The sequence below is a fragment of the Enterococcus sp. HMSC076E04 genome, assembly GCF_001814285.1.
Taxonomy (GTDB): Bacteria; Bacillota; Bacilli; order Lactobacillales; family Enterococcaceae; genus Enterococcus_B; species Enterococcus_B lactis.
Map to the genome: position 1 here is coordinate 81,574 of NZ_KV815587.1, position 23,974 is coordinate 105,547.

Below are 23,974 nucleotides of genomic sequence, written 5' to 3' on the forward strand. Positions count from 1 at the left end.
TGTTCTTATTACTTGATGCAGAACAGCTTTTTTATCACTTCTTATGGATAAATTCGGTTCAACAAACGTGGGAATGGAATAGCTTCACGCACATGGTCGATACCAGCAATCCAAGTGACTGTTCGTTCAAGACCTAGACCAAAGCCAGAGTGCGGAACAGAACCGTATTTACGTAAATCAAGGTACCATGAATATTCTTTTTCATCCAAACCGTGATTACGGATTTGTTCTAACAAGAAATCATAGTCCGTTGCCCGTTCGCTTCCGCCAATGATTTCACCGTAGCCTTCTGGTGCGATCATATCTGCACAGATCACCACGTCTTCTCTTGTTGGATGTGGTTTCATGTAGAATGGCTTGATGGCTTTTGGATAGTTTAGAATAAAGACAGGTTGTTCGAATGAATTTGCAATGAACGTTTCATGAGGTGAACCAAAATCTTCGCCCCATTCGATGTCATCAAATCCATTTTTCTTCAGTAATTCGATTGCATCATCGTAAGTAATACGAGGGAATGGCAATTTTGTATAAGTTTTTAAGACTTCTTTGTCTCGTCCTAGTAAATCCAATGCGTATTCGCAATGATCTAAAACATTTTGTACTAAGAAGGCTACATATTGCTCCTGTACTTCTAAACTTTCTTCTTGGTGAGTGAAGGCCATTTCTGGTTCGATCATCCAGAATTCAATCAAGTGACGACGTGTCTTTGATTTTTCAGCACGGAAAGTCGGACCGAATGAAAAGACTTTTCCGAAAGCCATAGCAGCAGCTTCCATATATAATTGGCCACTTTGAGATAAATAGGCTTTTTGATCAAAGTAGTTTGTTTCAAATAAATCCGTAGTGCCTTCTGGTGCTGAACCAGTCAAGATTGGCGGATCGATTTTGACAAAATGATGTTGATTAAAGAATTCATACGTTGCACGAATGATTTCATTTCTGATTTGCATGATCGCATGTTGTCTTGAAGAACGTAGCCATAAATGACGATGATCCATCAAGAAATCTGTTCCGTGTTCTTTTGGTGTGATCGGATAATCGTGGCTCTCGTTTACTACTTCCACATTTGTAATCCCGATTTCATAACCGAATTTTGAACGGCTGTCTTCACGGATTTCTCCAGTTACTAGCACAGATGTTTCTTGGTGCAGATTTTTAGCTGTTTGGAAAACTTCTTCTGGCACTTCGCTTTTTACCACTACCCCTTGGAAGAAGGCCGTTCCATCCCTTAATTGTAAAAATGCGATTTTTCCGCTTGATCGTTTATTTGCGACCCAAGCGCCGATTGTTACTGTTTCTCCCACATGGTTTTTCGAATCGATGATTTGAATTTGTTCCACGTATGACTCTCCTTTTATATTCCTTGAATTTCTTCAGGATTAATTTTGACTTTTACTCTCAATAAATTGCTTGATTCTGCGTACCGCTTCTTCTAACGTAGCACGATCAGTCGCATAACTCATGCGGACATTTTCTGGTGCCCCAAAGCCTTCGCCAGTCACAAGTGCTACCCCTGTTTCTTCTAAAAGATCTTCTACCCATTGTGTGACATTTTCATACTTACACATGCGTAGCGTTTCTTTTACATTAGGAAAAAGATAAAAAGCTCCTTGCGGCTTTTCAAGAGAAACACCTGGCAGTTCTGCCACAAGCGGATATAACGTATTCAGGCGTTCTTCAAAGGCGTTCCGCATTTCTTCCACTGTATCTTGCTCACCTTTCAATGCTTCAACAGCTGCATATTGACTGACTGCTGTCGGATTGCTAGTTGATTGGGAAGCAACAGCGATCATTCCATTGATAATTTCAGGATTCCCAACCGCATAACCGATGCGCCAGCCTGTCATCGCATAGGTCTTAGACACGCCATTGATGATGATGGTCTGATTTTTGATTGCTTCTGAAATCGTTGCAATTGGAGTAAACTCATTGCCATTATAAACTAAACGACCATAAATATCATCAGCAACTATCAAAATATCATTTTTTACTGCCCATTCACCAATTGCCTGCAGTTCATTCTTGCTATAAATCATTCCAGTCGGATTCGATGGCGAATTGATGATCACGGCTTTTGTTTTTCCTGAACGTGCTTGTTCTAACTGTTCAACAGTAACTTTCCAGTTATTAGATTCTTTCCCTTTCACAAAGACAGGCAGACCTTCTGCCAGTTTCACTTGCTCGCCGTAACTGACCCAATAAGGCACAGGAATGATGACTTCATCTTGCGGGTCCAGGATTGTTTGAAAAAGTGTATACAAAGCAAATTTCGCGCCATCTGTTACGACCGTTTGCGAAGATTCATAGACAAGTCCATCATTTTTCTTCAGATAATCAACGATCGCCTGCCGAAGTTCTGGGATTCCTGCTGTTGGTGTATAATAGCTAGCTTTTCCGTTGCGGATTGCTTCGATTGCTGCTTCTTGGATGTTTTCTGGTGTCGCAAAATCCGGTTCTCCCACAGTCAAACTCAGCACATCTCTTCCTTTTGCTTTTAACGCCTTGGCTTTTGCCGCAGCTGCCAAAGTAACAGATGGTTCTAATCGTTTCGTTCTTTTTGATAACTCCATCCCATTCATTCCTTTACCTATTAAATTCCCTTGATTGTCTTGACTTCATCTCCTGATTCAAAACCAATCAGGTAATAATTCAATTTTCCATTTGTTTCTTTTCCTACTACTTCCCATACAGGCTGATCATCGTACATTCCTAAAGCTGCTTTTTCGATTTGGATTTCAGGATGAGCTGCAGCAATTGTTTGTTTCGCTTCGTTTTCAGTCAATCCCTTCGTTTGATCCAATACTTTTACTTTTTCACCAGATTTAGGAATGATAACGGCGATTTCTTTTCCTTTATCATTCGTACCCGTCAATGAAAAGTACGTTTTCTTTCGAGTAAACCAGTAAAAATGATCGGCTTCCTCGAGATTTGCATATTTCTTTGCGATTTCTACTGCTTCTTTTTTCGCCTGGACCGCCGGACGACTGGAACGCAAGTAAAAAATCGAGCTGATCACGATGACCGCTAATAAAAATACGATCAAGCCAAGCAACACGCGATTAATCGTTTTTTCCTTTGTCTGTTTTTTCTTCAAGGGTCGTCGCTCCTTTATCTTCATTCCTTTTCATTATAGCAGATTTTAACGATGAAAAAAGACGGCACCTTTAACTTCCTTCTTCATTTTTCTTTAAGAATTCATGGATATCCTGATAGATTTCATCCATAGCTAGCTCTTTTATCGGTACTTTTTTCGGTAATGCATGGATGATTCGTGCACCATATTTTGCAGTGACTAATCTCCGATCCAAAATAAGTAATACGCCACGATCTGTCTCCGTCCTTATCAAACGGCCTAATGCTTGGCGTAACTTCAAAGCTGCTTTAGGCACGGATTCCTGATAAAAAGGATTGATCCCCTCTGATTCCAGATAAGCATTCCTAGCTTTGACCATCGGACGTAACGGGTTGTCGAAGGGTAAACGTGTGACTACAACAATCTGCAAAGCATCTCCAGGTAAATCTACACCTTCCCAAAAGCTGTCAGCACCAAATAAGACGCTTTTTTCTGACAAAATGAAGCGTTTCAAAAGTTTTTCCCGACTTCCGCCAAATCCTTGAGCAAGAATTTCACGTCCTTTTTCTAGCATAGACAAATGCATTTTCTGATATATCTTTTGCAAAACATCATGAGAAGTGAATAAAACAAGGATCGGCCGATCTTCTTGTTCAATCAATCCTGTGAGTGCTGCTTCTAAATAATCGATATATGCTTGATTGCTGACTTGATGGACTGCAGGTGCTTCTTTCGGCACATAGATTCTTGCCTGTTTCTCGTAATCATAAGGAGAAGCAATCACTTTAAGAGGTGCTGCTTCAATGCCAAGTCGTTTAGAGAGATACTGTCGATTAGGTCCGATCTTCAGTGTTCCTCCAATATAAAGAATATGGTCATATCGAGGATACCACACAGTTGACGGCAACATAGCTGCTTGAAAATCATGGAGATGAAAAATCATCTGCTGTGCTGTATTCCCGGGAACGAACCAATGGATCAAATGATCTCGCCAGTCTTCTAGCCATTGGTCCATCAGCAAGTATTGCTTGTCTAATTGATCAAATAAGCTATATAAACTTGCTAAATCGATCCGCATCTGGTTGGTCCAACTTTCTTGGATAATCTCAAAAGTCAAGCGCATCTGTGATTGTAGTTGTTGGATCTCTTGATAAAAAAGTTGCAGATGATCCATTGCTGTTCCAGATTCCAGTGGCAGCTGATCCAACATTTCTTTTGTCATCATGACTTCTTCTGGATATTGTCCGTTAGGCTGCTTGCTGCTTACTAAGTTCATTAATCCCTCTGCCACACAAATCTGCGCTTCGCATAGTGCAGAGAGTTCTTCTCGATAAATCGACAACCAGCGCAAGGCTTCATGTTCCTTCGGCAAATAACTTTGTATGCGGTCAAATAACTGATTCGGCTCTTCCAGTTGCTGGATTTGTTTATGGAAGTAGTTAATACTTAGTCGTTTGTCATTTACTTTTTCAGCAATTTCCGGCAAATGATGCACTTCATCAATCAACAAATAAGGACTAGCTGGAAGCAATGGTTCTTTTCGCTGTGTTTCTTGTACTAAAAATGCATGGTTGACTATCAAAAAATTGCTTTGTTTGATTTTCTTTTGCAAGAAACGCACAAAGTCTTGTTTGTAAAACGACTGATTCCTTGCTAAAAACCCAGTGCCTCTGTGCGCGACATCTGCAAAGAATGCATGGTTCAGATTGGTTAAATGTAATTCATCTAAATCACCGGTCTTCGTTTGTGTTAGCCAAACTAAGACAGCCATTTGGTACAAAGCATATTGTTTTTGTCCCGGCGGTTCCACAAGTGTACCTTTAAAACGCTGTAAATCAATATAGTGGCGATAGCTTTTGATAATCACAGGTTGTATCGGCTGATCTAGCAATTGATTCAGTAATGGAATGTCTTTTTCCATGATCTGCTGCTGCAAAACAAGCGAAACGGTGCTGATGACAGCTGGTTTTTCAGGTGTAGCCAAATAACTCAAAGGCAACAGATAACCAATCGTTTTGCCCATTCCTGTAGCTGCTTCGATCATCAAATCTTTTGATTCATCTTTTGTGAAATGGTCGTAGACAGCATTCATCAGCCTGTTCTGTTCTTTTCGATACATCAGTGTTTTACCAAACATTTTTTCTTTTGCTTGTTTTTTTCTTGGATATGTCCGCTCGCCATAATGGACGGATGTGAATAGCTCCACTTCTTTTTTCTGCAAAGCTAGCCCATCGATGATTTCTAATGAGAGATCAAGGGGCTCCGGGTTTTCTTTCATTTCTTCAAGCACGTGGTAAATGAAACAACTCGTATCCATTCCTGTATGGCTACTTAATCGTGCAATCTGCTCTAATGTGATGATCGGCAATTTCCTCATTCGTTCTTCGATCAGTAAAAGAAGCTGACCTGTCACTTCGGCATCACTATCCGCCTGATGAGGATTCTCATGAATAAAGCCAAGGCTTTCTGACAAATCAGCTAAGCGAAAACTTGGTTCCGTCGGCAAGAAAATTTGTGCAAGTTCTACGGTATCGATGCCCGGTATCTTCAAACTAGGAAGTCCGCATCGCATGAGTTCATGGTTCAAAAAATTATAATCAAAATAAATATTATGCGCGACAAATATGGTGTCTGCCAAAAGATTGTAAATCGTTTGGGCGACATCTTCAAAATAAGGCGCTTTTTGGACGCGTTGATTCGTGATCCCTGTTAAATGCTGGATTTGTTTTGAAATCTTCCGCCCTGGATGAATATCGATCGAAAAACGTGAAGTAATCCGACCAGCTTCAATCATGACGCAGCCAAATTGGATGATCCGATCTTCTTTTGGATTCGTCCCAGTCGTCTCGATATCAACGACTGCATAAGTTCTTGGTTTCAAAATATCTTCCTCTTCTCCTGCCTCTAATGTTCTTTTGAAATTATACTACAAAGTGCAGAAAAATACTCTCATCGCTTTTTAAGGAAAAAAAGACAAAAAAGCCCAGACACATAAATGTCTGGACTTTTATTTTTAATATAGGTAAATTAAGCTTTAGTAACGTTTGTTGCTTGAGGTCCGCGTTGACCTTCTTCAACGTCGAAAGTTACTGCTTGGCCTTCTTCTAAAGTTTTGAATCCGTCGCCTTGGATAGCTGAGAAATGAACGAATACATCGTTTCCGTTTTCTGCAGTGATGAATCCAAATCCTTTTTCTGAGTTAAACCATTTTACTGTACCTGTTTCCATAATAAAAATCCTCCTTGTGTTTCAACACATATTTTGCAATTACTTGAATGGTGTATATCTGGAAGATGTTTATTTGAAACAAGCTACCACAGATTACCGAACAAAAACTACTTCTACAGTATATCATACCGTTTACAAAAACGCTAGAGTTTTTCGATATTTTTTTATAAAAAAATGTTTTCTCAGCGATTACATCAAGTGAAAAACCGAACTTTCTTAATGACAAACGTTCTATTGTTCAGATACCCCTCTTTCGATCCTTTGGACCTCTTTAAACTAAAAAAATTATTCTGTCTGACTATTTATTGTTTCTGTTTCAACGGTTGAGGATGGGGAAGACTCTTTAGTAGGTCTGATGTTCTCATGGTATTTCTGATAGCCTATGACAGTGACCAGAAGAACAAGACAAACCAATACGATCAACGAGATTAATTTTTCTTTTTTGTTCATACCTATACCTCATAAATGACAGGATGATGCCCATCATATTTCTGAGCATGGGTAACAGCAAAAGCTGCAGCTGTTGAATGGAAGAAATGCCAGCAACTTTCGTAATCACATGACGGACAATACCAAAAATAACCAAACCTTGGCTGCAAAGCTCGTTCTTCTGTTTCAGGGAACGCAGAATCAAACGCTGATGTCTGCGCATAAATATTTTTGTACATACGTGCGCCTGTGCTTAGAGAACGCTGTGTTTCTTCTGCAAAAACTGGTTGACTTGTTAAACTTAGGGATAGAGTCAGCAAACACCATAACAGTCTTTTTTTCATAAAGACCTCCTTATCGATAAGTTTTTCCCAATTAAAATCATATCTCAAGAACGACCGTTATTTGCATTTCATTCATAAATGGTGTTTTTTGTATCATAATCGTCAAAAAAGAGGTCGTGACGATGTCACGACCTCTTGATAAACGATGTTCCAGAAGTAGCTTCTTCGGAAATAAGCCGAAATTTCACAAAAATTTGAGAAATAATTTTCGTAAATCTCTTCTTATTTCTTGATGCAGAACAGCTTCTTCTCTCTAATACTCAGCTCAAAACACTGATTTCACAACCTCTTTAATAACGAAGAATCGCTGTCAGACTCTTTTCATCTGGCGCATCTTTTTGATCCAAAATAAACACTTTCCCACCATTAATAATCACATCGTCTGCCAAAGCATTCAGCACTTGACGCCGATCATATTCTGTTTCAGGATCTTCTCCGAAACCATCAGCTAAGTTTGACGTAGCAATAAACAAATGGGATACTTTTCCTTCTTTCGCAGCTGGAACGATATCAACTAACTGATCGATGAATTTCTTATCTAAAAGTTTATTGTACTCTTTTGATTCTTGGGCTGCTAGTTCACTTGACAGCTTCTTCGCTCCTTCTTCGATATCTCTAAAGGATAGTTGTGCTGGAGAAGCAGAAATCGCAACGTCTGCACAATAGTAAGGATTTTTGGCGATTTTTTTGAACATCGTCTGATTTTCTGGTAGAGCGAATAAATAAATCGGCCATTGTTCAGGATTTTCGAAAGAATCCTTCAAGTACGTATCAACTGCTTGGTAATAGTTGACCCAATCGATCTCTACTTCTTCATCTTTTGGATTCACGCCATGGAAAGTCACGCCATCTCGGGCACCGCCCCCTCCATTAGAAGAGAAGTTCAAACCGCCACCTGTCAGTTCAGATCCCAATGCAGTAACGACATCGACCGGTGCCCCTTCTGGTAGAGACACTTCTTTTACTTGTTTGTTGCTGACTTCATACAATTTCATGGAGTCGCGGTTCAATCCCAACAGATAATAGGAATAGTTGAACTGTCCATTTTTGATAATGGCCAGTAAATAAGGAAGATCACTTACATAATATTGATCGTCTACCGGGATACTCAAACGATGGATATAGGTTTGATCAGCAGTTATAATGACCCCTACACTCGTAGTTGCACTACGCCAGAACGAAGGATCTCCTAACAAATTTTCAATTTTTTCTTGGAACGGGGACCAGTCATGCTCGGAATATTTTTTTTCAAAACGTTTCTTTGCTTCTTTTGCAAAATTTTTGAATTTGATTTGATCTTTTTCCACATCTTGATGTGCGACATGCGTATTCAGCATGATCGTGACGAACGGTCCTTTAGCGCCTTCTGAAGTCAATTGTGACAATAGTTCTTTATCCTTTTTTGCCATAAACGTACCCCTCCTAAAAAAATCATTCCTTTGTGTCTATCTAAAGTCTACCACAACACTATTTTTCCATACAATAAAACGTATCTAAAAAAATAAAACGGTTTCTTCAGTTGGGTATTTTGCATTTTTTTTAAGTTATCTTCATACTTTCCTCAATTTTTTAGGCACAGTCTTCAACTATTCTTCATGAAAGGCTGTTAGAATAAGAAAAAGAATAAAAGAGGTGGACCTTATGCATTTGATTATGATTTTTAGTTTATTAAGTATCATCAGCTTATTTGCTTTCAGCGCTTCCCGCTTATTAGAGGCGGAAACAAAGCCTGTTCCTGTAAAAGTACGGAAAAATGACCGCTAACCTTTTCATAACGCGCGTTCTTATCCTAAAGTTTTTTTCAGAAACATTGAAACTCTCTTCCCTCTCTGATAAAATTTTAATTTGTAGCGAAACAAATTAAATACAAGGAGATCGGATATGTCCATAAAAAAAACACGTCTAGTCCTATTATTGGCTAGTCTCATTCTTTGCCTTGCTTCTTTTCTACCAGCTGTTGCTGTGCAAGCTGAAGATACTTTCAAAGTAAATGCAAAAGCAGCCTTTGCTGTAGATGCGCAAAGCGGTAAGATTCTTTATGATCAAGACGGAGAAAAAACCATGGGGATCGCTTCAATTACAAAAATCATCGGTCTTTACATCGTCCTTGATCAAGTAAAAGAAGGGAAACTATCATGGGATGATAAAGTTTCGATTTCAGATTATGCAGAAAATTTAAGTGTCACCCCAGATTTATCAAATGTTCCTTTGCATAAAGAAAATACCTACACTGTTAAAGAATTATTCGACTCTGCAATCATCCAGTCAGCCAACGCTTCAATGGTTGCCTTGGCAGAAAAAATTGCTGGCAGCGAAGCAAAATTCACTGAACGAATGAAAGAACAATTGAAAGATTGGGGAATCAAAGATGCAACGATCGTTAATGCATCAGGACTGAATAACTCTTATCTTGGCGAAAACCGACCAGAAGGTACTGGAGAAAACGACGAAAATCAAATGTCTGCTCAAGATGTGGCCATCGTTGCCCGTCATTTGATCTTGGATTTCCCAGAAATACTGGATGTATCTAGCACTACGACACAAATGTTTGGCGAAAACACGCAATCACCAGTGGAAATGGTCAACTGGAACTGGATGCTCCCAGGATTCGTGAATTATAAAGAAGGCGTGGACGGATTAAAAACTGGTACGACTGAGCTTGCAGGTGCCTGTTTCGTCGGTACGATCACTAAAAACGATCAACGGATCATCACTGTCGTATTGAATGCAGACGGCCATGCGGAAAACCCAAGTGCCCGTTTCAATGAAACAGCCCGCTTAATGGACTATTGCTACGACAATTGGTCAGAAAAAGAGCTTGGAAAAGCCAACGCAAGTATCCCTAGTCTAAAAAACATTGATGTAAAAGACGGAAAAGAATCAACAGTGCCCGTTGTGCTTAAAAGTCCTGTAAAAGTATGGGTACGGAACGATATGGATACTGGAAAATTAACAATCACACCAACTCTTGACAAAAAGCAAGTCACTGACAATGAGATCCAAGCACCTATGGATAAAGGAACAAAAATCGGTACCGCAACGATCACCTTGGCAGAGGATAAATTAGGTTATTTAGAAGACAACAACGCGCCATCCACAGAAATCATCACGGATAAAACCGTAGAAAAAGCAAATATTTTCGTTATTGGCTGGCGACGTGTCGCAGAATTTTTCGGCAACTTGTTTTAATTGAACAAAAAGAAAAAAGCATCTTTCCGTATGGAAGATGTTTTTTTCTTTTTCTAGTTTAAATAACAGCTTTTTTCATCTATTTTCGTTATACTGTATAAGAAAAAGGAGTTGAATTTATGAATCTAACCAGAGATCTGATTTTTTTGGTTCTCTATCTTATTGGGGTATTCTCCATCGTTTATTGGCGAAAACAGAAAAAGGATCCTTCCTTGTTCTTTTACAGCAGTACATGGACGTTTGCGGTAATCTTGACTTATTTTGTCGTGTTGGAAATTTTTTATTCGACCTTTTATTTTTTGATTCCCTTAGTGTTTTTCAGTATCTTTGCCTTTTCCTATTTTTCAGAAAAGCGAAGGCTGCTGAATGGTCTTTTATTCAATGTTTTCCTCATTAGTTTCGGTATCTACTTATTTGTCTTGCTATACGAAACACAAAATATTTTTCTTGGCGGACTGATTGCCTTGATCACGATCCCGTTACTGCTTGTCTTTCTATTCGGCATTTATGGATTGATCGTTTTTCTTTTTTGGAACGGTGTCACAGTTTTACGTAGAGAGTCGCATTCATTAGCTAATCTTTTAACGTTGATCCTAGCCATTTTTCTTACATTGTTTCTTGTTTTTGACTTTTTCTTGTTAAAATATTTGCCGCAATGGATAAATGCTTTGTTTTTCTGCATTCCATTGATCTTGGTCTATCTATTTATCGTATTCTACAACTTTTTGACTGTCTCATTCTTGTATCAGTTCAACCGCCCTCGATACAATCAAGACTTCATCGTTGTGTTAGGCGCTGGGTTGATCAATGGAGAAACAGTTTCTCCTCTTCTTGCCAAGCGAATCAATAAGGCGATTGCTTTTTATTGGGCACAAAGCCGTGCAACATTAAATCCGCCTATCTTATTAATGTCGGGTGGACAGGGAGCAGACGAAAAAGTACCAGAAGCAATTGCGATGAAACAATATGCCATGGAACAAGGAATTCCTGAAAGAGATATTCTTGTCGAAACCAATTCGACAACCACTTTGGAGAATATGCGCTATTCAAAGGAAATCATGGATCAGCAAATGAAAGGTCCTTATCGCGCGATCTTCAGTTCCAACAATTACCACATTTTCAGAGCTGGTCTCTATGCACGACAAGCGAAACTGAAGGCAAATGGCATTGGGGCAAAAACAGCTTTCTATTACTTGCCTAACGCGTTTTTAAGAGAATACATCGCCATCTTGATGATGAACAAAAAAAGACATATGATCATTTGCGGATTGCTTTTCGCAGGTTCCGCATTCTTATCACTGATCACTTTACTTTTCTAAAAAACCAAGGTGTGACAAAACATATGTCACACCTTGGTTTTTTCTTTTATTCTCTTGACGATTGGCAAGAATAGTATTCCTTTTTTGACGGCTACTTGCTGTGCAGAATAAATACCGCTGTTTCCTGAACACATAAAGCTGATCAAGCAGATCATAAAGAAGTAAACAGCAGCTTGTGAACCAAATAATTCGATTCCCATCACAAAACAGGCAATCGGTGTATTTGTCGCACCAGAAAATACCCCGATAAAACCTAATCCAGCAAGAAAAGGAACAGAAACATGGAGCAAAGGCGCTAATACTGCGCCAAGCGTTGCACCAATCTCAAATAGTGGTGTCACTTCTCCCCCTTGGTACCCCGCACCTAAAGACAAGACCGTGAAGAATAATTTCCCAATAAAATCATAAGCATGTGCCTGTCCATTAAATGATTCCTGCAGTAACGGAAGACTCAACCCAAGGTAACGTTGTGTTTGCAAAATCAACGCTGCGGCTACAACTACTGCTCCACCTATCGTATTTCGCCAAACAGGATGAGGAATCCATTGCGCATACCGCGCTTTTAAAAAGACGATCGAACGGCTGAATACCCAACCAATCAAACCAAAAGCAATCCCAGCAACAAAAACTTTGAAGAACAGCAACATACTCCATTCAGGAATCACACCCATTTGGTAATGTAGATGAGAAACACCATAGCTTTCTGTCATGAAATTTGCAAAAAGCGCAGCAAAGAAGCTAGGAAATATTGCTTCTGTTCGGACTTTACCGATTGCCAACACTTCTAATCCAAATAATGTTCCAGCTAAAGGTGTGCCAAATACAGAACTAAACCCCGCACTGATTCCACTGATAACCAAAATCTCCCGTTCTGCTTTATCCAATCGGAATAAATGCGCTATATTATCAGCTAATGCTCCCCCCATTTGAACTGCTGTTCCTTCACGACCAACAGATCCCCCAAATAAATGGGTAGTGATGGTCCCAAACAAGGTCAATGGAATGAGCCGCAAAGGGATCTTCTCTTCTCCTCCATTCCCTTGATCGATCACTAAGTTATTCCCACGACTAGAAAGACCGCCATGATACGCATAAAGATAAGCAAAAAGCGCGCCGCTGACTGGCAATAGATAAAGTAGCCAAGGATGTGCTAGTCGGATATCTGTCACGAACGTCAGGCTATTTAAGAAAAAAGCAGACAAGCTCCCCATGAATACTCCGAGAATCGCTGTGACCACCAGCCACTTCAACATGTACATCAAAATACGCACTGGACTCGGTAATTGTTTTTCCATAAAAAATTCCTCCTCAAATAAAAAAACGCCTACTAAAGAAAGGGGCTGGCCCCAGACTTTAGTAGGCGTCATTAGCTATCTTACGTTAGCATTTAAAGGCGAACACCATCACCTATTCACTTCCATTAAAAGATAGCATATTTTTCTGTAAAAAACAATAAAATTATCGTTCTTTCTTTACACGTTCAGCAAATTCATAGAAAGGAGCCAATTTCGTTAACTGTTGATTACATTGATCACTATCATGACAAATATAATTCCCCTTTTTCGTATACGTGCCATCAGAACCGGCTTTCGTTGTAGAAAGAAAGAGCGAGACATTCGATGTTTTCTGACAGATCGCACAGATTCCCTTATTAATCGTTGGTGATAAAGTACCGCTGATCCCTTTTAATTTTCCATCTTCGTAATAAACCATGAATTTTTTTTGCGTCCCTGGATCATTCCAACCGATGTACGTATGTGCTTGCAAGTCGATTTCATTCCAAGCGGGTTGTTTGAGTTTTTTCACTTTTCGGAATAATTTCTCGATTTGTGGTTTGCTCGGCTGCATAAACGGCTGGACGATTTGCTTCAGCTCCTCCAATGCTCGTTCTGCTTGCGTTTTTGTCAGTTTTACATCTAAAACTGTCGTTAAAAACGTATCGATTTCTGGTGGTTCGTAACCTAATACATCGCGAATCTTTTCAGCTGCTAGAGCCTGAACCGTTTGTACCGTTTTTGAGTCATTGACAGATGAGTACGCATTTAATAACTGCTCTACTTCTCTTTTTATAAAAAAATATTGATATGGTTTCATTGTTTGTTCCATGATTTTAAAGTCCTTTCTTCTAACCAAAGTGCATACTTTGTAGAAAAAAGTGATCTTCTGCAAAGTATGTGTTACCTGAAGATCCCGGACTCTTTTAAATAAGATACGTTTTGCATCTTATCATCACCCCCTTTAATGTTCATTCTTCTATGTACATGATTCATTCGATAAATAAAAGTAAACCGTATCTTGAGCAGATAGTCAACTGCAAACAGAAAAAGGACTGTGACAAAAGTCGTGTCAAAGTCCCTTTCTACAAACAAACGGTGTTCCAGAAGTAGCTTCTTCGAAAAATAAGCGAAATTTCACAAAAATTTGAGAAGCAATTTTCGTAAATTCCTTCTTATTTCTTGAAGCTGACCCACTTCTGTCACAACCTCAATATGGTCTATTATTGGTTTTACCTGTTAAATCGAGGATTCTTTTCCGAAGTAACGTTGCCATCTCTTACGCATACTTGCTGACATAGGCTGAGCGGCTTCTTTGACTGCGCAGTATTTGTCTACGAATGTTACGATATATCCTTCTTTGTACTTAGGCGGTGCAATCGTTGCGCCCCACATGTGCTTCAAAATGATATCTCGCTCAAGATCCGACAATTCGGTGATCTTTTCTGCATTCTTTACAGCGATTCTTGGATGGATATACGCATGTGTGCCTTCATCAAATTTCGTCGTACGCCAATCATAGTAGAACAGATCATGCAAAAGTCCAGCACGCGCTGTTGCTTTAGCATTGCCACCCCATTTTTTTGCGAGCAGATAACTATAGTAAGAAACACTGATGGAATGCTCCAAACGAGTGGAATGAACATGCTGTGTGTAATTCGCTAATTTTTTCACTGCTTCTGTTTCTAAAAGATCTTCTACATAAGACATATATTCTTCGTCTTCACGCCATTTTTCTGTCATAATTATCGATCTGCCACCTTTTTGAATTTCATTTTCTTCTGAAATTGATCTAAGTATACCACCAGTGTTCGGATTATTCTAGTCGCCTTGGATAAAATAGCCAAAGCTTAATAGTTCCTTAATCATAAAGAAAAATGATAAAGAACAATCCCTGCCGCAACCCCAACATTCAACGATTCCGCATTTCCTTTCATCGGGATATATACGTTCTGATCAGTCAAAGACAAGATTTCCTGACTTACCCCCTGACCTTCGTTCCCCATGATTATTGCGAAGTTATCTGATTTTTCTACTTTGTCTAATGCGTGTGCTTCTTCATTTAATTCTGTGCCATACACTGTAAACCCTTTGTCTTTCATTAAAGGAATCACTTCTGTCAAATCTTTTTGCAACACAGGCAAATGATAATTGCTTCCCTGCATGCTGCGCAGCACCTTTGTACTATAAATATCTGCCGTTCCTTTGCCTAATAAAACACCAGCCATATCAAATGCATCTGCCGTACGGATCATCGTCCCTACATTTCCAGGATCTTGTACATTATCTAATAACAGCCATCCTCCTGAAAAATCTGGCGTGCCTTCAGCCGTTAACGCCATCACTGCTAAGATTCCTTGTGGTGTAGGTAGATCCGATACAGCATCCATGACCTCATCCGAAACTAGAAAAGTAGAAATCTCTTTGTTTGCGGCCAGCCAGTCTCCCCATTCTTTCATGCCTCGCTGTGTCACAAAAAGTTCTTTTATTTCTGCATCAGACGACGCAGCTTCTTCAATCAGATGGAACCCTTCCAAAAGATATTCTTCCTTTTCTTCCCGATATTTCTTTTTATGTAGTTTTTTTAATTCTTTGATTCTTGGATTTTTTGCTGATTGGATCTCTTTCACATTCCTCACCTCCCCATGATTATATCATGGAATAGGTGCTTGAGCTTGTTTCATCCTAAAAAAATCGGTATCATTAATTTATAAAATAGGAAAGAAAGGTGACGAACATGCGCAAAGTTAAAATGAACGTCCAAGGACGCGTCCAAGGCGTAGGATTTCGCTACATGACCAAGATGGTCGCTGATCAACTAGGCGTGACTGGAACGGTAAAAAACGAAGACGACGGCTCAGTCACAATCGAAGCAATCGGCAATGACGACATCATCCAGAAATTTATTGAAGAAGTCAAGAAATCACCGAGCCCAAGTGGACGAGTGCAGTATGTGGATGTCCAAGAAGACCCGATGATTGAGGAACGAAAGAAATTTGATGTGGTGGGATAAGGTTGTGAAAAAGCTGGTCTGCATCAAGCATTAAGGACAGGTTGTGAAAAATAGCTCTCCATATTTTTCAACAGGCTGGACTTAATGCCGTAGATGCAAGCTTTTGAACACCGTCGATAAGGTTGTTTTTGAGGCGCTTTGCCTCGAGTATTAAGGAGAAACATTTTCAAAATAGCTTCTCATATTTTGTTAATACCGAGAAACTGACTTTTGAACACCGTCGATAAGGTTATTCTTGAGGCGCTTTGCCTCAAAAATTAAGGACAGCAGTGAAAAAGCTGATCTATCACTTGCAGTGAGTTCATTTGACTCCGCTTTTTCGGGCAGAAAAAAAGTTTTTAGTTTATTAAAGTAAGAAAGAAACACTTGGAATCATTCTACTTTTTCCTAGTATTTCTTTCTTGATTTTTTGTCTTTTTTTCAAAATTTTCCGCTACGTAAAAGAACGAATATTTATATGAAATTTCTATGAAGTTGATTGAATTCCATGCGCTTTTTTAGTATAGTTAAGTTTGTGTAAAAATTATAGAAGAGGAAGTATTCTATGAATAAATGGAAAAACTGGTTATTGGGATCCGGACTTGTCAGTATCCTGCTCTTTTTATCTGGCTGTGTGCGGATGGATTCAAACGGAAACCCTGACACTTCGGGAATCGTTTATCGAGTACTCGTCCATCCTATGGGCCAAGCGATTACATATCTAGTTGAGAATTTCAATTGGTCTTATGGCTGGGCAGTTATTGCAATGACTGTGATCGTCCGTATCATCATCTTGCCACTAGGTATTAGTCAATCGAAAAAAACAATGATCCAATCTGAAAAAATGCAAGCGTTAAAACCACAAGTTGAAGCAGCCCAACAAAAGCTAAAAGCTGCAACAACACGTGAAGAACAAATGGCAGCACAAGCAGAAATGCAGCAAGTATACCGCGAAAACGGATTGAGTATGACCGGCGGAATCGGCTGTCTGCCTCTATTGATCCAAATGCCGATCTTCTCTGCCTTGTACTTTACGGCACGTTACACAGAAGGTATTCGTGAATCATCTTTCTATGGCATCGATCTAGGCTCACCAAGTATGGTACTTGTTGCCATTGCAGGGGTCGCTTATCTGCTTCAAGGATATATCTCAACGATCGGTATTCCTGAAGAACAGAAAAAGACGATGCGTACGATGCTGATCGTCTCTCCTGCTATGATCGTCTTCATGTCGATCAGTGCGCCAGCTGGTGTTACACTTTACTGGGTAGTCGGTGGTGTGTTCAGCTGTCTGCAAACATTCATCACAAACGTTATGATGAAACCACGTTTGAAAGCACAAGTGGCAGAAGAGTTGAAACAAAACCCACCAAAACAAGTCGTCACTCCAAGAAAAGATGTGACAGAATCAGCTAAACCAGCTGACAGCAAACAAGCAACCAAACAAATCAAGCAACCGAAAAACAGTACAAACAACAAAGGCCGCAATGCAGGAAAGCAACAGAAGCGGAAGTAGATAGTAAATAAGAGTGTAATAAAAATTCATTAACAGTTTTAGCAATTAAAAATATCGACCAAGATTTTTGAAAAAGAAATCTGGTCGATATTTTTATTTAAGTGAATGTTTAATTTGAATCATCGATTGATCGCTATCTAATTGCAGCAGCATCTTTTTATGAAGAAACAACTTTTTCTTATCTATCAACGTAGACAGGTGTTGCTGTTTCTTCTAATAGTGTACTTAATTCTTTAATATTTTGTTTTCCTTCTTCTAACATCCAACTACTCGCTTTTTCTTCGCCTTCGGTAACAAAAGGTACTACTCCCTTCGCCCATGTTGCTCGCCCACATAAGACACCATTGAATGTCGAACCTGATTGTTTTGCAAAACGCAATGTATCTTGAAATAGTGCAGCGCTGACTCCCGCACTTAAAAAAATAAACGGTTGTTCAGTCACTTTCGATTGTTCATAGAAATACGCGGATGCCTCTGCTTGACTATAACAAGTCTCTTGCCCATATCCTTCCACAAATCTCATATTCACTGGTACTTCTACTTTCAATACATCCACTTGATAACGTTCTTTTGAAAATTCTCGCATGGCTTCAATCACTTTATGCGGTTTTACTTTTGCATAGTCAAGAGAAGACGGATCGCCAATAGTTGCATCGTAAGAAAGGAGCTCTAAAAAGAAAGGTATGCCTTCTGCTTCGCATTCTGAACCAATCCGTTCTATAACTATTTGTTTTTGCACATTAATCTCTACTGGTTCATCAACGTCATAGTACAATAAAAATTTACAAGCATCCGCACCCACTTCTTTTAACCTTTTCACTGACCAACTATTCAGTAAATCTGGTAGTCGGCCTGGCATTTTCGCATCATAGCCGGTTTTTTCATAAGCTAGCAACAAACCACATTCTTTCTCTCGAAGCGCTGCTGCAGGCAGACCATATTCTGGATCGAGTAAAATAGCGGAAGCATACGGAGTCAGGTACTGAGAAACCATCTGTTTAAATTGGATGATATCTTCTGATGTAGCTTCTTTATATTGGTTGATCATTTTCTTCAAAGCACCACGTTGGTCGATAGCTAGCGCGCTAATAATTCCAGCTTCATCCGTCAATCGCTTCAAACGTTCCTGTTTTTCTATACTCATTTTCTTCATATATCTTCACCTATTTCTTTAGTTAATATTGTAGCTATTTCTATTTTTGATTTTGCAGCTCTCAACTGTTCTGTAACCTCTTTTCGCATCAATGATCGTGCAACGAGAGACAATAATTTCAAATGAGTCGTTCCTGCTTCTGAATCTGGGATAAATAACGCAAAAATAAAATCAACTGACTGTCTATCTAAACTGTTCCATTCAATTCCTTTTTTCAGTGTGACGATAATCAAACTAGGTTCATTGATTGTTTGAGACTTCGCATGAGGGATAGCAAAACCTGACATTATTCCTGTAGTACCTTCTTTTTCTCTTTCCAGAAGTTTTTGATATACTTCTTTTTCGTCATGAGCGATTCCTAAACAGAATGTTTGCTTTGCTAAAAACTTAAATGCTTCTTCTTGATTATCTAATGGCTGTTGTAAAAAAATGTTCTCTTCATGAATGATTGTCATGATAAACCTCCTGCTCTTCCTTCTTCGTTAACTGTACGATTTGCTGCTTTATTATCCCTCTTCTTGTCTTTATCAGTTACTCTTTTCTTTTGGATCAAACCTAGTATCACTCCACCAACGATCGAACCAATAAGAATCGCTGTAACCCATTGGATTTTTCCCGTCACTACAGGTAACACTAAAAAACCGCCATGTGGGGCTGGTACTTGGACACCAAACAGATAGGTCAAGACAGCAGCAATTGATGAACCTAACATCATCGTTGGTAATACTCGGATCGGGTCTTTCGCAGCAAACGGAATAGCTCCTTCCGTAATATGAGTTGATCCTAAAATAAAATTAACCAAACCTGCATTACGATCATTAGTATCAAAATATTTACCAAACAATAAAGTAGCAAAACCAGTAATCAACGGTGGTGCAATGCAAGCTGCTGACACGCCAGCCATAAAAGTCGTGTTTCCTTGTGCCAAAAGAGCTGTACCTGTTACATATGCCGCCTTATTAATCGGTCCTCCCATATCAAACGCACACATGCAACCAACAATCACGCCAAGAACAAGTGGATTCGAATGTTCAAATCCAGCTAAAAAGCTCATCATTCCTTCATTTATAGCCTTCATTGGACCCGCCAACAAAGACATCACGATGCCAATAAACGCTACACCAATAACTGGATATAAGAAGATTGCCTTCAAGCCATCTAGTTGTTTAGGTAAAATTGTCAGTAGCTTTTGCAAAAATAAGACAAAATAACCTGCTAAGAAGCCAGCTAAAATACCTCCTAAAAATCCAGTACCGCCATTCATGGCCACGATTCCACCAACAAATCCAACGACTAACCCTGGACGTTTCGCGATCCCTTCTGCAATATAAGCTGCTAAAACTGGAACCATCATCCCCATTGCTGCATCGCCAACCGTTTTTAACATCGCCGCTGTAGCATTATATTGTGCATGGTCTGGATCAAAAGAATAGATTCCCCAAACGGCAAATGAAATAGCAATCAATACTCCCCCAGCTACCACGAAAGGCAACATATGAGAGACACCATTCATCAAATTTTTATAGATGCTACGACCAAAATTAGCACCACTTATCGTTTCTGATTCTAAAGTATCAACAGCTTCATTATCTGCTAAGATGGTCTCTTTTCCTGCCAATGCTTCGTCAATCAGCCGTTGTGCATCCTTGATTCCTGTACTGACAGAAACATCAATGATTCGTTTTCCCGCAAATCTTTCTGAATGGACATCTTTGTCTGCGGCAATAATGACAGCATCTGCCTGTTTGATTTCTTCAGCCGTTAATTCATTCTCGATCCCAATTTGTCCATGGGTCTCCACTTTGATCGTGATACCTTTTTTCCTAGCTGCTTGCTCTAATGCCTCTTGCGCCATGTAGGTGTGCGCAATTCCTGTCGGACAACCGGTTGCTGCAATTAGTTGATATTTTCCCATCTTTCGAACCTCTCTTCCTTGATTTTGATTTGTTTACTTAATTCCTCCACATCCAAAAAATCAGTCAGTCCTTTACGAAAAGCAGTAGAGCTGCCTACTGCTATGCTTTTACGTAACGTTTCATCAAGCGGTCGTCGATTCATGTATTCTGCTAAAAAAGTACCTAACATGGCATCCCCTGCACATGCTGTATTGACGACTTTTCCTTTTGGTGAGTTTCCTCGAATCACCCTGTCTTTCGTAAAAAGAATCGCTCCTTTCTCACCGAGTGATAACAAAACATTTTCTGCACCTAACTCTACCAGTCGTTGTCCATAAACAAAGTAATCTTCATCTGTAACCATTTTTCGTCCGAACCAAGAAGAAAGTTCTTCCTCATTCGGTTTCAGCAAAAACGGTCGATAGGGTAAACAATCCATGACTTCTTGATCACTACTATCAATAATCAAATGAATCTCCTTTTCCTGACAAATCCGACTGATTTCTACTAAAACCTTCGGAGACATTCCTCTTGATAAACTCCCAGAAACACAAAGATAATCCTCTGCTTGTAATGCTCTTATTTGATTTAAAAAATTATGGACAGCTGCCCGCGGTATTTCAGGTCCTTGATTCACTAATTTGTATTCTTCTCTCGTTTGATTGACTTGTGTAAATACATTGATACGCGTCATACCAGGCACTTCAATAAACTCTGTTTGGATTTGTTTCTTCTGTAAATAGTCTTCTATATATTTTCCTGTGAAACCAGCAGAAAAACCTAATGCTGTACTTGGGTAATCTAGCATCTTTAATACTAGTGACACATTCACCCCTTTTCCGTTTGCCTGAATGTCATCCTCTTTTGTGCGGTTTACCATAAAAGGATGCATCTCCTCTGTTTCAATAAATAGATCAATTGCCAAATTCATCGTGCATGTGTAGATAGACATAACCAATGACCTCCTTGACTCTATTATGAAATACGCGAAAGAGAAAATGTTTTCTTAATCGTTCCAACACAAAGAAAACCTTTACATTTATAAACACATCGTGCTATTTTTTAACTAACTTTTAGTGAAAGAAGGAAAGAATATGGATCACAAATTAAGTGAAACAGAACAGTACCTCTGGAACTTTATCGAACACCACATCCTAGAGATCCCTAACTACTCCATCGTGAAACTAAGTGAACAAGCGAATGTCTCAACAGCCACCATTGTTCGGACAATGAAAAAGAAAGGCTATGAAGGGTTTACTTCGTTTAAGCATCATCTAAAAGAAGGAGAAAACAAGAACATCAATTTTTCTTTCTTAGATAAAGTAGACAAAGGTATCCGCCGAGCCATTCTAAAAAATGAACAAGAAGTGGTACGTACAATCAATATGTTGGAAATCGGGAACATTGAAGATGCAATACAAAGAATCAAATTTGCTGACCGGGTTTTTGTCTTTGCACGAGGATTTTCAGAAATGATTGGTCAAGAGATGCTCGTAAAACTTCAATTAACAGGAAAAAATTGTCAAATGCATACTGATCCAGAAATCATCAAAAGCATCAGTCGGAAACTAACTAAGAAAGACAGCGTTATTTTTGTTTCTTTGAACGGCGAGACAAAAGAACTCGTCACCGCCGCAAAGAATTGCTATGATGCAGAGATTGGTTCGATTCTAGTTACAGCCAATCATTCCTCTACACTCAAAGATTATTGCGAGATAAATCTCGTAGGTTTCAAATCAGAAGGTTCGTATTTCCCTAATTATGAAGTACGTTCACGCTTGCCTCTCCAGATCATCGCGAGAATTCTGCTCGATGCCTATGCATTGCGTATGGGGGAGAATTGAGGGGATTTGATTTGCGGTTGATAACGATTGCTAGAAAAACAGTTAAAAATGCTTTATGTGTTTCGGTACTATAATTTATTAGTCTCATTTCCCATTTTAGATAAAAGCTATCGTGTACTTTAGTATGTCTAAAAATACTACAAAATAAATAAACAAATGGGATAATAAAAAATCTGGTACAGAAGCTTACGCATTCTGTTCCAGATTTGGATTGATAAAAATTCACATTTTTCAATTCTTATAAGCTATTTAAATCACTTTCTTACTGAACAAAGTTCTAATTTATCAACTTATTTGTAAAAACTATTTTTTCCTTAATAAATCCAGAAACGGATTTGCCTTAAATAGAGTAGTAGTCATTAAATAAATAGGCAAAGCAATAACAAACTGTATAACATTAGTCAAAATACTACTTGATAAATTGCTTGTTAAATAACGTGTTACTATACACATAAGCATTCCGCCTAGCAAAAAGATTCCAATTTTACGATATTCGAATTTAAAATCTGTACTTTTTAGAAAAGATCTGGTTCTTACGAAAGTTACAAAGCATTCTGCTAAAATATTCGAAAAAACTACCCCAAAAAAACCAATAGTTGGTAACAATATTAAATTGGCTATGATATTGATGATGGCACCAACAATTACTGATTTGTTATATTCCTTGACGTGCCCTATCGGCATTAAATATTGTCTGGAAATTGACATACCTAACGGAACAATTACTATTAGAGCTGAAAAATAAGGAATAACATTATTGATGTATATAAATTTTTCTCCAAAAAACCACGGCACTAATTTGTCATAAACAGTTAGCATACCAAACATAATAGGTATTGAAAAATATAATTGTAAATGTATAGTTTTCTCCATCATTCGAACGATTCTAGACACATTTTCTTTTGCAAAAAAGCCAGTCATATGAGGTAATAACACTAAGTCTAACGTAGTAATAATGGTTATAAAAACGGTATTCAATTGCAATGAGTTAGTGAAATATCCAACCGCCATGCTGCCCATAGTAAATCCTAAAAGCGTTTTATTCAAATTTGTATACAACATAATAGCTATTTGCGGTATAAAATATTCAAATGATCCCTTTAGGTGATTAAAGCTATTTCTTATACTTACTTTTACAAAATGAATATATTTAGGAATAAACAGCCAAACACTTATTTGCGAACATACTAAACCTAACGCTTGAATAAGTGTATATTTTAATGCATCTCCTTCATTTTTTATAAAGAAAACAATTAAAACAAACGTAACAATTTGTACCAATAAATTAGAAATACTAGTTTTTTTAAAATCTTCAATCCCCATAAAAAACCACGAAACATCAAAAAATACGGCTATAATCGTCAAGGATTGTATCAATAAATAAATTTTATTTTCTAAGAAGAAAGTTAAAGCAAAATAAAACATAAGAACAAAAATAGTTGTCATTGCTTTAAACATCAGTATTTCCCAAAATACTTTTGATAATTCTTCTTTATTTCTGTTAAGTGTTAAAGTAATTTCTCTATTCCCATAAATACCAACGCCTAATCCTGCAACTAAAACAAAATATTGAGCAATTGAAAAAGTATAATTATAAATACCAATTCCACTTGGACCTAACGCATTCGATACTATTGGAATAGTAATTATAGGGATAATGATTTTAGTAATTTGAAACAAACTCTGATAAAAAAAATTTCTAGCTATATTTTTCATGG

General features: G+C 38.5%; 23 protein-coding genes and 1 riboswitch. Of the genes, 6 read left to right on the forward strand and 17 right to left on the reverse strand.

The window, feature by feature from the left end:
- Positions 1-41: 41 nt before the first annotated feature.
- The 8 genes from asnS to HMPREF2961_RS05615 form a co-directional block, all read right to left on the reverse strand.
- A complete protein-coding gene (asnS, locus tag HMPREF2961_RS05585; RefSeq protein WP_070704260.1) occupies positions 42-1,340 on the reverse strand; it encodes an asparagine--tRNA ligase in 1,299 nt (432 codons plus the stop codon).
- Positions 1,341-1,379: 39 nt separating this feature from the next.
- Positions 1,380-2,570, reverse strand: coding sequence for a pyridoxal phosphate-dependent aminotransferase (locus tag HMPREF2961_RS05590; RefSeq protein WP_002291769.1), 1,191 nt, complete (start codon positions 2,568-2,570; stop codon positions 1,380-1,382).
- Positions 2,571-2,590: 20 nt separating this feature from the next.
- Complete coding sequence (locus HMPREF2961_RS05595; protein WP_002348809.1) at positions 2,591-3,118, reverse strand: cell wall elongation regulator TseB-like domain-containing protein; 528 nt, start codon at positions 3,116-3,118, stop codon at positions 2,591-2,593.
- 46 nt (positions 3,119-3,164) lie between these two features.
- Positions 3,165-5,954 carry a helicase C-terminal domain-containing protein gene (locus HMPREF2961_RS05600; RefSeq protein WP_070704263.1) on the reverse strand — a complete coding sequence of 930 codons (2,790 nt, stop codon included), beginning with the start codon at positions 5,952-5,954 and terminating at the stop codon, positions 3,165-3,167.
- Positions 5,955-6,100: 146 nt separating this feature from the next.
- On the reverse strand, positions 6,101-6,301 hold the full coding sequence (locus HMPREF2961_RS05605; RefSeq protein WP_002288762.1) for a cold-shock protein: 201 nt from the start codon (positions 6,299-6,301) through the stop codon (positions 6,101-6,103).
- Between the two features lie 285 nt (positions 6,302-6,586).
- Positions 6,587-6,751 (reverse strand): hypothetical protein, encoded by a 165-nt coding sequence (locus HMPREF2961_RS15375; RefSeq protein ID WP_002291763.1) that lies wholly within the window; start codon positions 6,749-6,751, stop codon positions 6,587-6,589.
- A gap of 2 nt (positions 6,752-6,753) precedes the next feature.
- A complete protein-coding gene (locus HMPREF2961_RS05610) occupies positions 6,754-7,074 on the reverse strand; it encodes a hypothetical protein (RefSeq protein WP_070704266.1) in 321 nt (106 codons plus the stop codon).
- A gap of 290 nt (positions 7,075-7,364) precedes the next feature.
- Positions 7,365-8,483: a baeRF6 domain-containing protein gene (locus HMPREF2961_RS05615; protein WP_070704269.1), complete on the reverse strand. Its 1,119-nt coding sequence runs from the start codon at positions 8,481-8,483 to the stop codon at positions 7,365-7,367.
- A 232-nt stretch (positions 8,484-8,715) separates the two neighbouring features.
- Here HMPREF2961_RS05615 and HMPREF2961_RS15695 point away from each other — a divergent pair, with 232 nt between their 5' ends.
- The 3 genes from HMPREF2961_RS15695 to HMPREF2961_RS05630 all read left to right on the forward strand — a co-directional run bounded on the left by HMPREF2961_RS15695 (position 8,716) and on the right by HMPREF2961_RS05630 (position 11,582).
- Complete coding sequence (locus tag HMPREF2961_RS15695; protein WP_070704272.1) at positions 8,716-8,838, forward strand: hypothetical protein; 123 nt, start codon at positions 8,716-8,718, stop codon at positions 8,836-8,838.
- Positions 8,839-8,955: 117 nt separating this feature from the next.
- Positions 8,956-10,263, forward strand: coding sequence for a serine hydrolase (locus HMPREF2961_RS05625; RefSeq protein ID WP_070704275.1), 1,308 nt, complete (start codon positions 8,956-8,958; stop codon positions 10,261-10,263).
- Between the two features lie 119 nt (positions 10,264-10,382).
- The gene (locus HMPREF2961_RS05630; protein WP_070704278.1) at positions 10,383-11,582 is read left to right on the forward strand and encodes a YdcF family protein; all 1,200 of its coding nucleotides are present in this window, start codon (positions 10,383-10,385) and stop codon (positions 11,580-11,582) included.
- A 26-nt stretch (positions 11,583-11,608) separates the two neighbouring features.
- Here the strand turns inward: HMPREF2961_RS05630 and HMPREF2961_RS05635 are convergent, their stop codons facing one another.
- The 4 genes from HMPREF2961_RS05635 to HMPREF2961_RS05650 all read right to left on the reverse strand — a co-directional run bounded on the left by HMPREF2961_RS05635 (position 11,609) and on the right by HMPREF2961_RS05650 (position 15,486).
- Positions 11,609-12,877, reverse strand: a complete 1,269-nt coding sequence (locus HMPREF2961_RS05635; RefSeq protein WP_025478139.1) for a voltage-gated chloride channel family protein — start codon at positions 12,875-12,877, stop codon at positions 11,609-11,611.
- Positions 12,878-12,932: 55 nt separating this feature from the next.
- Positions 12,933-12,999, reverse strand: a riboswitch (Fluoride riboswitch).
- Between the two features lie 41 nt (positions 13,000-13,040).
- The gene (locus tag HMPREF2961_RS05640) at positions 13,041-13,688 is read right to left on the reverse strand and encodes a FusB/FusC family EF-G-binding protein (protein ID WP_002336521.1); all 648 of its coding nucleotides are present in this window, start codon (positions 13,686-13,688) and stop codon (positions 13,041-13,043) included.
- Between the two features lie 407 nt (positions 13,689-14,095).
- Entirely contained in the window at positions 14,096-14,599 is a 504-nt protein-coding gene (locus HMPREF2961_RS05645; RefSeq protein WP_002291751.1) for an HD domain-containing protein, read from the reverse strand.
- A 122-nt stretch (positions 14,600-14,721) separates the two neighbouring features.
- Complete coding sequence (locus HMPREF2961_RS05650) at positions 14,722-15,486, reverse strand: TrmH family RNA methyltransferase (protein WP_002294889.1); 765 nt, start codon at positions 15,484-15,486, stop codon at positions 14,722-14,724.
- 107 nt (positions 15,487-15,593) lie between these two features.
- On the opposite strand from HMPREF2961_RS05650, the gene HMPREF2961_RS05655 reads away from it, so the two are divergent.
- Together HMPREF2961_RS05655 and yidC are read left to right on the forward strand one after the other, a co-directional pair.
- Entirely contained in the window at positions 15,594-15,869 is a 276-nt protein-coding gene (locus tag HMPREF2961_RS05655) for an acylphosphatase (RefSeq protein ID WP_002289551.1), read from the forward strand.
- A 544-nt stretch (positions 15,870-16,413) separates the two neighbouring features.
- Positions 16,414-17,364, forward strand: coding sequence for a membrane protein insertase YidC (gene yidC, locus HMPREF2961_RS05660; protein WP_002291748.1), 951 nt, complete (start codon positions 16,414-16,416; stop codon positions 17,362-17,364).
- Positions 17,365-17,542: 178 nt separating this feature from the next.
- Here yidC and lacD read toward each other — a convergent pair whose 3' ends face one another.
- From lacD to pfkB, 4 genes are read right to left on the reverse strand one after another with little or no spacing between them, the layout of a single operon-like run.
- Entirely contained in the window at positions 17,543-18,517 is a 975-nt protein-coding gene (lacD, locus tag HMPREF2961_RS05665; RefSeq protein WP_010727078.1) for a tagatose-bisphosphate aldolase, read from the reverse strand.
- A complete protein-coding gene (locus HMPREF2961_RS05670; RefSeq protein WP_002294893.1) occupies positions 18,514-18,972 on the reverse strand; it encodes a fructose PTS transporter subunit IIA in 459 nt (152 codons plus the stop codon). Before HMPREF2961_RS05670 ends, lacD begins: the two co-directional genes overlap by 4 nt.
- The gene (locus tag HMPREF2961_RS05675; RefSeq protein WP_070704281.1) at positions 18,969-20,432 is read right to left on the reverse strand and encodes a PTS fructose transporter subunit IIC; all 1,464 of its coding nucleotides are present in this window, start codon (positions 20,430-20,432) and stop codon (positions 18,969-18,971) included. Before HMPREF2961_RS05675 ends, HMPREF2961_RS05670 begins: the two co-directional genes overlap by 4 nt.
- Complete coding sequence (gene pfkB / locus HMPREF2961_RS05680; RefSeq protein WP_070704284.1) at positions 20,414-21,364, reverse strand: 1-phosphofructokinase; 951 nt, start codon at positions 21,362-21,364, stop codon at positions 20,414-20,416. The genes HMPREF2961_RS05675 and pfkB overlap by 19 nt, the downstream gene beginning before the upstream one ends.
- A 142-nt stretch (positions 21,365-21,506) precedes the next feature.
- Here pfkB and HMPREF2961_RS05685 point away from each other — a divergent pair, with 142 nt between their 5' ends.
- A complete protein-coding gene (locus HMPREF2961_RS05685) occupies positions 21,507-22,256 on the forward strand; it encodes a MurR/RpiR family transcriptional regulator (RefSeq protein ID WP_010727074.1) in 750 nt (249 codons plus the stop codon).
- A gap of 303 nt (positions 22,257-22,559) precedes the next feature.
- Here HMPREF2961_RS05685 and HMPREF2961_RS05690 read toward each other — a convergent pair whose 3' ends face one another.
- The gene (locus tag HMPREF2961_RS05690) at positions 22,560-23,972 is read right to left on the reverse strand and encodes an oligosaccharide flippase family protein (protein ID WP_070704287.1); all 1,413 of its coding nucleotides are present in this window, start codon (positions 23,970-23,972) and stop codon (positions 22,560-22,562) included.
- Positions 23,973-23,974 lie beyond the last annotated feature (2 nt).